The 14122-nt window shown below is 54.4% G+C and carries 11 protein-coding genes and 2 pseudogenes; 10 read left to right on the top strand and 3 right to left on the bottom strand.

Translation table 11 applies throughout. The features are described 5' to 3' along the window. Positions 1-11: 11 nt before the first annotated feature. Positions 12-1298, top strand: a complete 1287-nt coding sequence (locus CFE47_RS11960) for an MFS transporter (RefSeq protein ID WP_223508307.1) — start codon at positions 12-14, stop codon at positions 1296-1298. A 14-nt stretch (positions 1299-1312) separates the two neighbouring features. After that, positions 1313-1891, top strand: coding sequence for a DUF1349 domain-containing protein (locus CFE47_RS11955; protein WP_286837242.1), 579 nt, complete (start codon positions 1313-1315; stop codon positions 1889-1891). 36 nt (positions 1892-1927) lie between these two features. On the opposite strand, the pseudogene CFE47_RS31785 reads toward CFE47_RS11955, so the two are convergent. Continuing rightward, positions 1928-2440, bottom strand: a pseudogene (locus CFE47_RS31785) (methyl-accepting chemotaxis protein); the annotation flags it as partial. 345 nt (positions 2441-2785) lie between these two features. Continuing rightward, positions 2786-3712 (bottom strand): annotated as a pseudogene (locus tag CFE47_RS31780) (PDC sensor domain-containing protein); the annotation flags it as partial. Positions 3713-4482: 770 nt separating this feature from the next. Between CFE47_RS31780 and CFE47_RS11945 the strand changes: the two are divergent. From CFE47_RS11945 to CFE47_RS11910, 8 genes are all read left to right on the top strand, one after another. Continuing rightward, positions 4483-5175 carry a dienelactone hydrolase family protein gene (locus tag CFE47_RS11945; RefSeq protein ID WP_223508310.1) on the top strand — a complete coding sequence of 231 codons (693 nt, stop codon included), beginning with the start codon at positions 4483-4485 and terminating at the stop codon, positions 5173-5175. Positions 5176-5194: 19 nt separating this feature from the next. Further along, positions 5195-6064 (top strand): DMT family transporter, encoded by an 870-nt coding sequence (locus tag CFE47_RS11940; protein WP_223508311.1) that lies wholly within the window; start codon positions 5195-5197, stop codon positions 6062-6064. Positions 6065-6405: 341 nt separating this feature from the next. Continuing rightward, the gene (locus tag CFE47_RS11935; RefSeq protein WP_223508312.1) at positions 6406-6927 is read left to right on the top strand and encodes a cupin domain-containing protein; all 522 of its coding nucleotides are present in this window, start codon (positions 6406-6408) and stop codon (positions 6925-6927) included. Between the two features lie 7 nt (positions 6928-6934). Beyond that, positions 6935-7702 (top strand): alpha/beta fold hydrolase, encoded by a 768-nt coding sequence (locus tag CFE47_RS11930; protein WP_223508313.1) that lies wholly within the window; start codon positions 6935-6937, stop codon positions 7700-7702. After that, positions 7699-8511: an aspartate dehydrogenase gene (locus tag CFE47_RS11925; protein WP_223508314.1), complete on the top strand. Its 813-nt coding sequence runs from the start codon at positions 7699-7701 to the stop codon at positions 8509-8511. Before CFE47_RS11930 ends, CFE47_RS11925 begins: the two co-directional genes overlap by 4 nt. 100 nt (positions 8512-8611) lie before the next feature. Then, a complete protein-coding gene (locus CFE47_RS11920; RefSeq protein WP_223508422.1) occupies positions 8612-10210 on the top strand; it encodes a phosphoenolpyruvate carboxykinase in 1599 nt (532 codons plus the stop codon). A gap of 30 nt (positions 10211-10240) precedes the next feature. After that, positions 10241-11476 carry an amino acid aminotransferase gene (locus CFE47_RS11915; protein WP_286837233.1) on the top strand — a complete coding sequence of 412 codons (1236 nt, stop codon included), beginning with the start codon at positions 10241-10243 and terminating at the stop codon, positions 11474-11476. Positions 11477-12097: 621 nt separating this feature from the next. Further along, positions 12098-13249 carry an MFS transporter gene (locus tag CFE47_RS11910; RefSeq protein ID WP_223508316.1) on the top strand — a complete coding sequence of 384 codons (1152 nt, stop codon included), beginning with the start codon at positions 12098-12100 and terminating at the stop codon, positions 13247-13249. A 190-nt stretch (positions 13250-13439) separates the two neighbouring features. Here the strand turns inward: CFE47_RS11910 and CFE47_RS11905 are convergent, their stop codons facing one another. Then, positions 13440-14009 (bottom strand): rhamnogalacturonan lyase B N-terminal domain-containing protein, encoded by a 570-nt coding sequence (locus tag CFE47_RS11905; RefSeq protein WP_286837231.1) that lies wholly within the window; start codon positions 14007-14009, stop codon positions 13440-13442. Positions 14010-14122: the final 113 nt, after the last annotated feature.

Genomic DNA, 14122 nt, shown 5'->3' with positions numbered 1-14122 from the left:
AGGATGTTTCTATGACGATCAGTCGCGATCTTACTAACCAGACAAACGTCAATCCCTCGCTGCGCACCATGCAGATCACCACGATGTCGATGTTGATTCTGGCAGGACTGGTCAACAATCTCGACCGCAGCGCATTGTCTATTGCCAATTCGATGATCAGCGAAGAACTACACATAAGCGCCGCCGGGATGGGCGTTTTAATGTCTGCATTTTCATTGGTCTATGCCTTTTCTCAGCTGCCCATCGGCATCATTCTGGATCGATTGGGGGCTCGGCTGGTGTTGGGTTGGGGATTAATTGTCTGGTCCAGTGCTCAGGTGTTTTGTGGGCTGGCCAATAGCTTCTCTCACCTGTTTATTGGACGGGCTCTGCTGGGGGCTGGTGAGTCTCCGCATTACCCGGCGAGCGCCAAAGCGGTTAGTGAATGGTTTAGTGCTGAAAAGCGTGGTGGACCGACCAGTCTGTTTTTGATAGCCGGCACCATCGCACCTGCGTTAGCGCCACCGTTGCTGACATTTCTGATGTTGAGCTTGGGTTGGCGCTGGATGTTCATGGTCCTGGGTGGGATCGGAATAGCATTAGGCATTGCATGGCTTACCTTCTATCGCAATCGCGAGGATTTCGACAGCAAACTCGGATCCTTGCATGGCGACGCTGTTTCCCTGCACTCGAAGCTATCGCTTCGCGAATGGGGTGGACTGTTTCGCCAGCGCAATACTTGGGCAATGGTCTTTGGCTCGGCCGGGGTCATCTACATGATCTGGCTGTATATGTCGTGGCTGCCGGCATACCTTCAGCATGAGCGTCACGTGAGTCTTGCGTTAACCGGTTGGCTGGCTGCAATTCCTTATGCATTGGGTACGCTGGGGCAGTTGAGTTGCGGAACATTAGTGGATTGGCTTGTCCGGCGAGGCTTTTCAATTTCTGCCAGCCGCAAGCTGCCAATCTGCGCGGGGTTGATTGGCGCCGGCGTGGCAACCTTATTTGCTGCTTACTTGCCCACGACGACGGGTGCCCTGATAGCGATTTCAGTGTCGATGTTTTGCATTTACTTCGCTAACGTCGGAACCTGGGCATTGGTGGGCGTGATGGTTGATACCCGGTTGGTGGCGACCATGGGGAGTTTGCTGACGTTCGGTGGCTATCTGGGTGGCTCTGCCGCGCCCATTATCACCGGCATATTAGTGGACCAGACTGGCTCGTTTGCTTTTGCCTTGAGCATCAGTGCGGTGCTGGCTTTTGCGGCAGCGTTGATTTACCTCTTCGGCATCAAGCTTGATGGTTCGTCTGCGAAGTAAGGAGAGGCAACACCATGCTCGATCAATGTCGTTGGCATAACGCACCCCAACATTGGCGGTTGGCCGCGAATGGGGAGTTGCACGTAAACTCGGATGCACAAACCGATTTCTGGCGTGAAACTCAATATGGGTTCATTCGCGATAGTGGTCATTTTTTTGGGTTCAAAACGTCAGGGGATTTCACAGCTCAAGTTCGCGTCAAGGGAGATTTCTCGACGCTTTATGACCAGGCAGGTCTGATGCTCAGGGTCGACTCGCAGCATTGGTGCAAAGCCGGTGCTGAAGTCAGCGATGGCGCGCTGCAGATAGGTTGCGTGCTGACCTTGGGCAAGTCTGATTGGTCCGTGGGGCGGTTTGATCACTCGGTACCGGAGTTTTGGATAAGAATGACGGTGCAGGCTGGCGTTTTAAGAGTCCAGTATTCGCAAGATGGTCATACTTGGCCCCTACTAAGGCTGTGTCCATTCCCAGTGCATGACAGTTACTGGGTGGGGCCGATGTGTTGTACGCCGCAGCGCGAAGGATTGCAGGTAGAGTTTTCGCAGTTCCATGTAGGCGCACCTTTGGGTAAAGATTTGCATGACTTGACTTGAGTCGTGCGCAGCCAAGGGCTGCGCACTGCATGCTCATCAAACCTTGAAGTTACTCATCAATTGCTGTTGTTGGTTAGCCAGGTCGTTGAGAGCCTGGCTGACACTGGCAGACTCTTGAGCTTGTTGCGCCAACAGCTCCGTCACGTCCCTGATCGCTGACACATTCCGGTTCACCTCTTCCGAAACTGCGCTTTGCTCTTCGGCTGCACTGGCGATTTGCAGATTCATATCTGTGATGATTTCGATGCTCTTATTGACGAGTTGTAGCGCTACGACCGCTTGCTGAGCCTGCTGGGCGCTCGCATCTGCCTGCTGATGATGAGCTTGCATTGCAGTGACAACACCTCGTGTACCGCTTTGAAGATTGTCGATGACCCCGTGAATTTCACTGACCGAATCCTGTGTGCGTTTCGCAAGGTGCCGGACTTCGTCAGCGACCACCGCAAAACCACGCCCACTTTCTCCCGCTCTCGCTGCTTCGATAGCCGCATTTAATGCCAGTAGGTTGGTCTGTTCAGCGATGGATCGAATGACATCCAGAACACTGCCGATTTTCTCGCTGTTGTCCGCAAGACGGTGGACGTCATTCATTGCCTGACTCATGTGCAGAGCGAGCAACTGAATCGAACCGGTGGTGGTTTCTATGATCTGCTGGCATGACTGTGTCGCGTTGTCTCCATTGCGAGCAGCATTTGCGGCCATGGACGCATTGCGTGCGACCTCTTGTGAGGTAGCGCTCATCTCTTGAGCAGCCGTTGCGACCTGATCCACCTCCAGGAGCTGTTGTTGCATGCCGCTGCTGGTTTGACTGGCTACGGTGGACGCCTGATTGGCAGTGAGTCGCGTATCTTCGGCAGCCTGACTGACTTGGGCAATGATAGGTTGCAGTTTGTCCAGAAAACGGTTGAACCAACCCACCAGTTCGCCCATTTCGTCTCGTCGTTCGAACACCAGTCTGCGGGTCAGATCACCTTCTCCATTGGCAATGTTTTCCAGCATCGCGGCAACTCGATGGATAGGTTTACTGATGCTGGATGCCAGCAACCACATCAGTAAAAGACCCGCGAGTGCGACTGCGGTGCCCACCGCCACCTGTTTAATGATGCCTTCGGCATTGAAGCTTTCGAGTGTTTGTTGAAGAGCGTTAGCCGGAGCCATCAGGATGGTTTCGGGGACGTCGATCAGAACATGCCATTGACCAGCACCTTCTACCGTAGAGAAGGGGGCGGTGATCAACAGCTTGCCATTACTGGACGAGGTTTTTTGGAATTGACCCGGGTTCTGTGCGTTTTGAAGTGACTGCGCCTGAGCGGGATCTACCTCTTTCAGTGGTTTGCCCAGAGCCTCCTTTGAAGCAGTGCGACCGGCCACGATGCCTTTTTCGCTTATGTAACTGATTTCTGCCTGACCGTCGTAGAGTGCTGAACTGGCCTCCTGGGCCATTTTCTGCAGACTTTCCAGCGTCAAATCGATACTGATTACCCCGATCACCTTGCCATTCTCAAGCAAGGGGAGGGCAATGCTGGACATGAGTGTCGGTACACCGCTCAGCACATAGCTATACGGTTCAATGACGCACGTTGCGCGGGTTTTGATGGGGCAGGTATACCAGGCCTTGGTCGGATCACCATCATCCTGGAGATCTTTCTCGGCGATGGTGAAGTCTTCTTTAAGCGATGCGTATGCTGCAAAGCGACCCGCTTCGTTGCCCCTATGCTCGGGTGCATCGATTGACGACAGGTCCGAGCCATCCAGTGCATTTTTCTCGAATGCGATGGCCACCCCCAGAACCTCAGGTGTGGCGGCGGTCTGAATTCGCATGAGTTTAAACAGATCCTCGCGAACCACCTGTGCTGGTGTGCCACGTAGTTTTGCCTGTTCGCGCAAGAGCATCACTTGGCTGGCTAGAGTACGGGTAAACATCTCTGCGGTGAGAAAACGCTGTTGAATCACCGTCGCCTGTTGGCGTGCCGCGGTATCAAGGTAAAGCATCGCGCTTTGCTTGAGCGAGCTGGTGCCGGATTCATTGACCAAGGCTGATGTCTGGCGAATGTGGTGAATCGAAAAGCTGACGAGCCCCAAAATTACCCCGAGCAGGCAAAGGCCAGTGGCCAGGATGATTCTTGTTTTTATGGAAAAGCGAGATACGAACATGGCACCACCTCAAATAGGAGTCACTATTGGGCATATCGGCAGAGAAAACGATTACATTACCGATTTTGTTGGTATTCCACGGCTTCAATGACGTTTCGTCACCGCATGGGATTTTTTTGATTCTGGTGTTGACGCCCTCAATGTAAACGATTACATTTGAGTTGTTCCAGCGAATGCTTCTTTCGTGGAGAGGTGGCAGAAGTTGGTTCACGGCAAAAGCGGAATTCTCGGGCCTTACACCCGGCGCCCGTTTGTGACGCGCAGAAGTGAGGTTGGTCGCCCGACTTCTGCATTGCAGTATCCCCTCGTTAGGGTTTTGTCTCATTCATTTGCCCGCTGATGCGCAGCGGGATTTTTTCTTGTAGTTGTAGTTGTAGTTGTTGCTCTTCCTCACCCGCTCTCACACCGGCGGGTTTTTTTTGTCTGGAGGTCATCAAATGGGGCAGTGGGTCACGATCAAGCAAGAGGGATCCAAACTTTTCTCCGGCTATTTGTCGCTTCCACCCAAGGGAGAAGGGCCGGGTTTGATGATCTTGCAGGAAATCTGGGGAGTGAATGCACACATTCGTGCGCTTGCAGATCAATACGCAGCCGAGGGCTTTGTGGTGCTGGCGCCCGATGTGTTTTGGCGGCAAAAAACCAAGCTGGATCTGGATTACAGCGGGCCTCATACAGAAATTGCGTATGAGCATTATCAAGCGCTTGATTACGCCCTGACGGGATCGGATCTGAGTCTGGCCGTGGATTTTCTCGTGGACAGTCCCATCGTCAATGGAAAAGTCGCAGTGATGGGCTTTTGCATGGGCGGACGCCTTGCTTTTTCATTGGCCGGGAACCCCAGGTTGGCAGCGGGCGTGAGCTATTACGGCAGTGGAATAGCAGCGCACGCTGAACAGTTGAAGAAACTCGAGTTCCCATTTTTATTTCATTTCGCTGAGCTGGATCATTTGATACCCGTTGAGGAAGTGGGGCGAATTATGCCGATGGTTCACTCTGCTGGTGATGCGCAGGTCTACGTCTATAGCGGTGCTCAGCATGGCTTCAATTGTCCTTTTCGAGCCAGCTACTCGAGGCGAGACGCGTTGCTGGCGAAAGCGAGAACCCTTGAGTTTTTAGCGGCGCATTTGTAAACAGGGATCAACCACGTTAATGAATGAGTACGCAGCCTCAGCGCCCTTAACGCGCCTTCATGCCTCTTTGATGGTTTGTGGCGCAGCGTTTTTTCTGGCTTTTCACGATGCGCTGGCACGACACCTGATTGCGGAGTTGCCAATCGTCATACTGATCTGGACACGCTATCTCGTGCATTTACTTGTTATGTCCCCGTCAGGTTGGACCCAGGCGGGACGAGCGGTGTTGCGATCGCGTTGTTTGGGCATGCATTTTTTGAGGGCTGTATGCCTGCTGGTGCTCAGCGGTTGTTTTATTACCGGTCTTCAGTACATTCCGCTGGCAGAAGCCACCGCCCTGAATTTTCTGGCGCCACTGTTTGTATTGGTCTTGAGTCGAATGGTGTTTGGTGAAACTGTTTCACGCTTGCAGTGGGGAGCAGTGGCGCTGGGACTTCTTGGCGTGATGCTGATCGTCCGACCAGGGGGAGGGTTACTCACGCCAGCAGCGTTGTTGCCCTGTGGTGCAGCGTTCTTTTTCAGCATTTACCAACTACTGACTCGGGTAACGTCTCGGACCGATTCCGCGTCCACTTCGACTCTTTGGTTAGGCGTATTTGCGTTTCTATTGGCTACCTTGTTGTTGCCTTTTTTCTGGACGGCCCCTAAGGGTGACCAGTGGTTGTGGCTGATCTTCCTGGGACTTGCAGGTACTGGAGCCCATTGGCTATTGGCGTCTGCATATCGGCTGGAGAGTCCGGTTTTTTTAGCTCCGTTCAGCTACACGCAGATTGTTTTTTCAGGCTTGCTCGGCGTACTGATGTTTGGAACTTGGCCTTCTTCGGTAGCGGTAGTGGGGATTCTATTAATTGCGATCAGTGGCCTGGTGACGGTTCTACGCCATAAATAACGCCTCTCGGCCTATAAACGGGGAGAGGGCTGCTGAGCGTCGACGCGTTTGGGAATGAATCTGACCAGTGGCTGAAAAACCTCTTGCGGATCGCTAGGTAAACGATTACAAATAATCGTACATTCATTCACTTGTCATTTGAGTGGGTATTGGATCTCAGAATCAGGCGAAAGGGACGGCAGTTTTCTCGTTCAGTTCCCAATTTCGATCCTGGTTTAGCAAGCCGAATTCCTGGATCGTCGCTAAACAGGATTTTTACAAAATTGATGCGTACAAATGTAAACGTTTACTTTTAGCCGAACCTAACCGTATCCGGCTTGGAAAAATCGAAGGAGATAACAATGACAGATCCCAAAAACATTCCAGGCACCGACGCCGAATCCAAAGGCACTTTGGTCTACGTCACCCGGGAAACCGAAGTCAGCTACTGGCAGCCAAAGCCTGCCAATGGCTATGTGTCGGTAGTGGTATCCCCGCAACTGTTCAAGATGAACCGCAATTTTTCTGTGGGCACCCAAATGCTGCCACCAGGTGGTCGCGTCCGCGAGCACGCCCACTCGGCAAATGAAGAAGTGCTGCACTTCGTATCGGGCACAGGCTCGGCTGTGGTCGATGGCAAAGATTACAAACTTGAGCCAGGTGTGACCTTGTTCCTCGGGGAGCACAACTCCCATACCTTCCTCAATGATGGCGACGTCGACTTGCACTGGGTCTGGTTCATGAATCCGAGTGGTCTGGAAACCTTCTTCCGCGATGTCGGCCGTCCGCGTCAACATGGCGAACCAGCTCCAGAACCGTTTGAGCGTCCGGCCAACATCGAACAGATCGAAGCCTCCGGCATCTTTGCTTACACCAAGAACTGAGAACGTCATGTCTAAAAAGATCTACGCCTTGGAGAAAGGGCAGGGTCATCCGGTGGTGCTGATTTCGGGCCTCGGCGGGTTGTCCTCTTTTTGGCAGCCTGTCGCGGACCGGCTTAGCGAAGACTACCGAGTGATAACTTTCGATCATCCCGGTGTAGGTCAAAGCGGCATTGAAGGGCTCCCGACAATACCGGGTATTGCGGCAGCGCTACTGAAGATACTAGATGAAAAGGGTATCGAGCGGGCGCATCTGGTCGGTCATTCGACGGGCTCTTTGGTTACGCAGACCTTTGCATTAGAGCACCCGGAGCGAGTAAGCAGCATCGTCCTGAGCAGTGGCTGGGCCCGTCCTGATAAACGCTTCCAAGACTTTTTTGCCTACCGTAAATACTTGCTAGCGCATCTGGGCGGTACCGCTTATACGGCTCTTACACGACTGGTGGCCTATCCCTCTTGGTGGTACGGCCAGCACTTTGCAGAACCGGGCGCGCTGGATTTTGACGAACCAAGCGTCGTTGATGTCGAAATGACGCAGGCTCGGATGGATATGTTGCTCAGTTACACGCGTCGAGATGAGTTAACTCACCTCGCTGTACCCACCAGGGTAATCGGGGCTGAGGATGATTACGTCATTCCATTTCACCATTCGCAGGAGTTGGCTAGCCTCATTCCCGGGGCAGAGCTGATTGAGTTGAGCGGCGGCCATTTCGCCCCTGTTACTCGTGTGGATGCTTATACCGCTGTACTAAAACAATTCTGGGAGTCACTCGCATGAGCAGTCGTAAAATTACCCGTGTCGGCATCATTGGCTTAGGTGCTATTGGCAAGCGCGTACTTAATGCGTTGCAAACTGAGCATCTGACTGGCGCATCATTCGCGGCTATTGACCATGCTTCTCATGCTGACGCCTATATCCAAGAGCATCGCTTGGAGCTGTTCACTGAGTTGCAGGGATTGATCGATTGGAAGCCAGACCTGGTGATTGAATGCGCAGGGCATTCTGCTGTGGTTCATTGCGTTCCGGAGTTTTTGAAAGCTGGTATCGATGTCGTCATCGCTTCGATCGGGGCGCTGGCAGATAAAGCCCTGAGTGAGAGCCTTGAGCAGGCGGCTCAGAGTGGCAATGCGCGTTTGATTCTTGTCTCAGGTGCCATTGGTGGTCTTGATGCTTTGCGTTCTGCCCGTTCGGCTGGGCTAGATGAAGTTGTATACGTTGGTCGTAAGCCACCGCGTGCTTGGGCTGGGTCGCCGGCAGAGGACGATTTCGATCTGTCTGCGATCACAGTGCCAACGACCATTTTTCGCGGTACTGCCGCACAGGCATCGATCCGTTTTCCAAAAAACGCCAATGTGACCGCAGCAGTAGCATTGTCCGGTGTAGGGTTTGATAACACTCAAGTTGAACTCGTCGCAGATCCTGGCGTGGACAAAAATGTCCATGAAGTTCAAGCCAAAGGGGCCTTTGGCGAGTTGTCGATCCGTTTGGCGAACAACCCTTTGCCGGATAACCCTAAGACTTCCTGGCTTGCGGCTTTGAGTATTGAAGAAGCTGTCAGTAAGCAGCTACTGACGCTGGTGTTTTAAAGTCATCTTCGGAATGTAAACGTATACAGAAAAGTGGCGCTTGCGCCACTTTTTTATTTGCCCGCTGCTCAAGTGAGCTTGGGTGCATTTCTGATATCGCCTGTGCCGCGCAGAAGTTTGCACTGCAGCATCCCGCAGGCAGATGGAGAACGTTGTGACAAGATCCAATAACGGCGTGTACACCGATCTGAGTGTTGATGATCTGGTTAAAGAAGCCCTCAACCGCGGTGAAGGCGAGCTTGCCGATACCGGCGCACTGGTTGTTCGTACCGGTCACCGTACCGGCCGTTCGCCAGTCGATCGTTTCATCGTTGAAGAGCCAAGCACCCAGGCCGCCATCGCCTGGGGCCCGATCAACCGCAAGTTCCCGGCCGACAAGTTCGACGCCCTGTGGGCTCGCGTTGAGGCATTCAACAACGCGCAAGAGCATTTCGTTTCCCACGTGCACGTAGGTGCTGCTTCCGAGCACTACCTGGCCGTGAAGATGACCACCCAGACTGCCTGGCAGAACCTGTTCGGCCGTTGCCTGTTCATCAACCCGGCTCAGTACAACCCGGCGGGTCGTGACGAGTGGCAGGTGCTTAACGTTGCCAACTTCGAGTGCGTGCCAGAGCGTGACGGCACCAACTCCGACGGCTGCGTGATCCTCAACTTCGCACAGAAGAAAGTGCTGATCGCCGGCATGCGTTACGCCGGTGAAATGAAGAAAGCCATGTTCTCGGTGCAGAACTTCCTGCTGCCGGCTGCTGACGTGCTGCCAATGCACTGCGCTGCCAACATCGGTGAAGAGGGCGACGTGACCCTGTTCTTCGGTCTGTCCGGCACTGGTAAAACCACTCTGTCCGCCGACGAAAGCCGTTACCTGATCGGTGACGACGAGCACGGTTGGGGCGAAGGCGTGGTGTTCAACATCGAAGGCGGTTGCTATGCCAAGTGCATCGACCTGTCCGAGAAGAACGAACCGGTTATCTGGAAAGCCATCAAGCACGGCGCAGTCCTGGAAAACGTCGTCATCGATGACGCCAAGCACGCCGACTACGCCGATGTCAGCCTGACCCAGAACAGCCGTGCCGCCTACCCGCTGGAGCACGTTGCCAAGCGTTCCGAGAAGAACCTCGGTGGCGAGCCGAACGCTGTGATCTTCCTGACTTGCGACCTGACCGGCGTGCTGCCGCCAGTGTCGATCCTCAACGAAGAACAAGCGGCCTACCACTTCCTGTCCGGTTACACCGCGCTGGTCGGTTCGACCGAAATGGGTTCGGGCAGCGGCATCAAGTCGACTTTCTCCACCTGCTTCGGCGCACCGTTCTTCCCGCGTCCGGCCGGCGAATACGCTGAGCTGCTGATCAAGCGCATCCGCGGCTTCGGCTCCAAGGTCTACCTGGTCAACACCGGCTGGACCGGCGGTGGCTACGGCGTCGGCAAGCGCTTCAACATCCCGACCACCCGTGCCGTGATCGCAGCGATCCAGAGCGGCGCCCTGATCGGTACCGAGACCGAGCACCTGGACACCATCAACCTCGACGTGCCACTGGCCGTACCGGGCGTTGAGACTGGCCTGCTGAACCCACGCAACACCTGGGCTGACAAGCCATCCTACGACGAAGCCGCCAAAGCACTGGCCGGCCTGTTCATCGAGAACTTCAAGAAGTTCGAAGTGAGCGACGCGATCAAGGCTGCGGGTCCGAATCGGGCCTGAGCGTTCCCTGACTTATTGGAGTAAACCCACATGTTCGAGCATGTTGAGTCCTATGCGGGCGACCCGATCCTTTCTTTGGTGGAGTCGTTCAACAGCGATCCCCGAGCCGATAAAGTCAACTTGAGTATCGGCCTCTACTACGATGATGCGGGCCATATCCCGTTGCCTGACGCGGCTTGCCGTGCTGAGAAAGCCCTGTTTGAAGAAGGCCTTCAAGCTTCGCTCTATTTGCCTATGGAGGGGCATAAGGCCTACAGGGCGGGAGTACAGTCCCTGCTGTTCGGTGAGCAAGAGCAGGGCGGTCTGTTGGGGCGTATTGCCACGATTCAAAGCGTGGGTGGCTCCGGAGCATTGAAGGTTGGCGCGGACTTTCTCAAGCGTTACTACCCCGAGTCCCAAGTATGGGTCAGTGATCCTACCTGGCCGAATCATCGGGCAATTTTTGCCGGAGCGGGCATTAAGGTAAACACCTATCCCTACTTCGATGCCGGCAGCGGATCGGTTGATTTTGCAGCGATGATACAGGCCCTCGAGGCACTGCCGTCCCATAGCATCGTGTTATTGCACCCATGCTGCCATAACCCCACGGGCGCTGATTTGAGCGACAGCCAGTGGGATGTGGTGAGTCGGCTGGTCAAGGAGCGGCAGCTGATCCCGTTTCTTGATATGGCCTATCAAGGCTTTGGTCGCGGAATGGAGCAAGATGCTTACGCCATTCGTTGCATGGCTCAGGCAGGTATCCATTGCCTGGTCAGCAACTCATTTTCGAAAATATTTTCGCTCTACGGTGAGCGAGTAGGCGGGTTGTCAGTGGTGTGTGCTGATGGGCAGATCGCTGAGCGAGTGCTTGGGCAGCTGCAGGCCACTGCCCGGCAGAATTACTCAAGCCCACCACGATATGGCGCTCAGGTTGTCGCAGCGGTCCTGGGGGATGCGTTATTGCGGGAGTCGTGGATAACTGAAGTAGAGACGATGCGCCTACGTATTGTGGCAATGCGAGAGCAATTGGCGAGTCGGTTGGCGGAGTTGTTGCCCTTACAGAACTTCAACTTTTTCACTCGTCAGCAAGGCATGTTCAGCTACACCGGTTTCAGTACCGAGCAGGTGGCGCAGCTGCGCGACGAGTCAGGCGTATACCTGGTGGGAAGTGGGAGGATTTGCCTGGCTGGCCTTAATACGTCCAACCTCGACAAAGTGGTGGATGCCTTTGCGAAGATCTATCGCAAAAACAGAGTCGTAGCAGACTGCGAGCTGTACAAGACCTGAGTATCCACCTGTATGGCTACGTGGTCAGTGACAACGACGACCCGAAGGGGCGTTTTTTATTGATCGGTTGTGGTCGACGATCTGAAAGTGTGCGGCCTGGTAACACTGACCGAGGGCGGGTTCTATCCGGTGATCCCGCACCACTCATCAAGCCTGTGGGTTTGACCTGGATTTCAGTGAAGCCAGTGCTTGGCCAGATGCGTCAAAACAGCGCGTACTGATGAGGGTTTGCCCGAATTGCTGAAGCGCTCAAGTGCGATGAACGTGCGGGGTTGATAGGGGCTAGGACGCACAACTTCTGTTATCTCGCTGCCAAATTCATTAACCAGGGCTTCACTGGAATGGAGTTTACGGATGCCGGCCATTGAACAAAGTGAGTGCATGAGGGGCCTCTGGTACGAGAGAATATGAAAAGGATTACATTGATTGATAAAGCAAAGTTCTTGCCACTCATTCGCTGCCAGTCCCGATGCTTTTCTTCGGTTTGTCTCGGTTTCCCTGCAAGTGCCTGTCTGTCGCTCTAACGGGGCGAGTGATTGCTATCAATTGCAGCAAACGATGCTGGTATGAACCAGGTTTTCATCCACCCACTGTGCTCATCTTTCTACCCAGGTCTTCGACATGTCCTCCAGCGGTACCCTTGATCAGCTTATCCCCGGCAAATACGCACAACTCGCCACCCGCCTTGTATTTTTCATCGTCGGCTTCTGTGTCTCTGCATGGGCTCCTCTGGTGCCTTTGGTCAAGGGCAGGGCCGGGCTTGATGAGGGGACGTTGGGGTTGTTATTACTCTGCTTGGGTGTCGGATCGATCAGCGCCATGCCTGTTGCCGGTTATCTTGTAGGGCGGCACGGTTGTCGAAAGGTGATTCTTTTTGGCGGATTGCTGATTTGTTGCGTGCTGCCGTTTCTGGCTTATCTCTCCAGCACCCTGGGGTTAACACTGGCGATCATGGCATTCGGCGTCGGACTGGGAGTCATTGATTGCTCGATGAACATTCAGGCAGTACTGGTCAACAACGCCAGCCCTCGGCCAATCATGTCAAGCTTCCATGGACTGTACAGTTTTGGCGGCATTTGTGGAGCGATCAGCATGACCGCATTGCTCGGAATAGGTATGCCCGCGCTATGGGCGATCTTTTGCGTGGTGACGGTCATCTTGATCGTGCTTGGGAAGGCAGTCCCGCATCTGCTGCCTTACGGTGGTCACAGTGAAGGACCCTTTTTTGCCATTCCTCGGGGCAAGGTGTTATTCCTGGGAATCCTGTGCTTCATCATTTTCCTCACCGAAGGGGCGATGCTGGATTGGAGTGGGGTGTTTCTGGTTTCCTTGCGCGGCATAGATACCGCTTACGGCGGGATGGGGTACGCGGTGTTTGCTACAACGATGACCATAGCCCGCCTGATGGGCGATGCAACAGTCGTGCGATTTGGTGCGCCTAGAGTGCTGGTAATCGGCAGCCTATGTGCGGCTTTGGGGATCTTGGTATCGCTGGCCAGTGCTCACTGGATCGTCGCGCTCATAGGTTACGGGCTGGTCGGGGCTGGGTGCGCGAACATAGTACCGATCCTGTTTACCAGCGTGACGCAACAAACCTCCATGCCCGGTAACTCGGCGGTGCCGGCAATGACTACCCTGGGTTATGCAGGAGTACTCATGGGACCGGCCTTTATCGGCTTCGTCGCCCACGCAATTAGCCTACCAAAGGCGCTGGGGCTTGTGGCGATCGCACTGTTCTTTGTTGCTGCCAGCGGCCGCTTTCTTAAAGCCTGAGTGCGCAACGATGCGCGTGTAGAGTGCGTCACACCGGCGAACGGCCTCTGCTTGGCAGCCCAAGCCCAACAGCGTCTGCTCCGTACCTCCAGGCGCTGCATCATCTCGTAGTGCTCGTTGATGTTGGGGTTACTGAGTGCCAGTGATTATTCCTGCACCCACTGCACGCTATCGAACACAAAACCGGGGCTTAGAAAGCCTTTGCCCGTTTTACCTGATAGGGCTCGGTCTGGGTGTGATTGGAGAACATGAAGTTGTAAAGCTCATTGGTGATCGGCGTGTTCTGGGTGGCAATGTCTTTGAAAAACGGACCTCCAGAGCTGAGCTCGCGATTGCCCATTAGCATGTAAACCGCAACACCGGGGCCTTTAACACCGTGTAGTGGGTCATTGATCATCGGTTCTGCCGAATAGAATTTGGAGCTAGTGCGCCCCTCCGGCAGCAGAAAATCATCCTTGCCTTCGATTGCAGTGCCGACGTTGGAGTCGGTGCCGCGGTCGGCCTTTGGCAACTTGTTGACGTAGAACCGCGCAACAAAGCGTAGCTCGCCCACGGGTAGCAAGGTCGGGGCATAGGTCGCCATGTAAATGGCGGCGCGACCTTTGTTCGCCATGTAGTAGTGGATCAAATCCACCGTACTTGCAATGACCACAATCACGTCGCCTACCGTGTGCACTTCTAACTGTGGGCAGCCCAAGCCGGAAGCAATCTGCGAGGCTTTGGGTTCGGTCGTCTGCAATTCGTTGCCGTGGTAGCGCATGGAGATCAAATCGCCATTGCGTGTCCACACTGAACAACAGATTTGCACCGGTGTCGACGACGGTCCGGGAGTCTGTAGGGGTGAAGCCGAAGCCGGCGGCGTTTGCAAGGGCT

Source organism: Pseudomonas sp. PGPPP1 (genome assembly GCF_002255865.1).
Taxonomy (GTDB): Bacteria; Pseudomonadota; Gammaproteobacteria; order Pseudomonadales; family Pseudomonadaceae; genus Aquipseudomonas; species Aquipseudomonas cremoris.
This window is presented reverse-complemented; position numbering and strand designations above follow the sequence as displayed.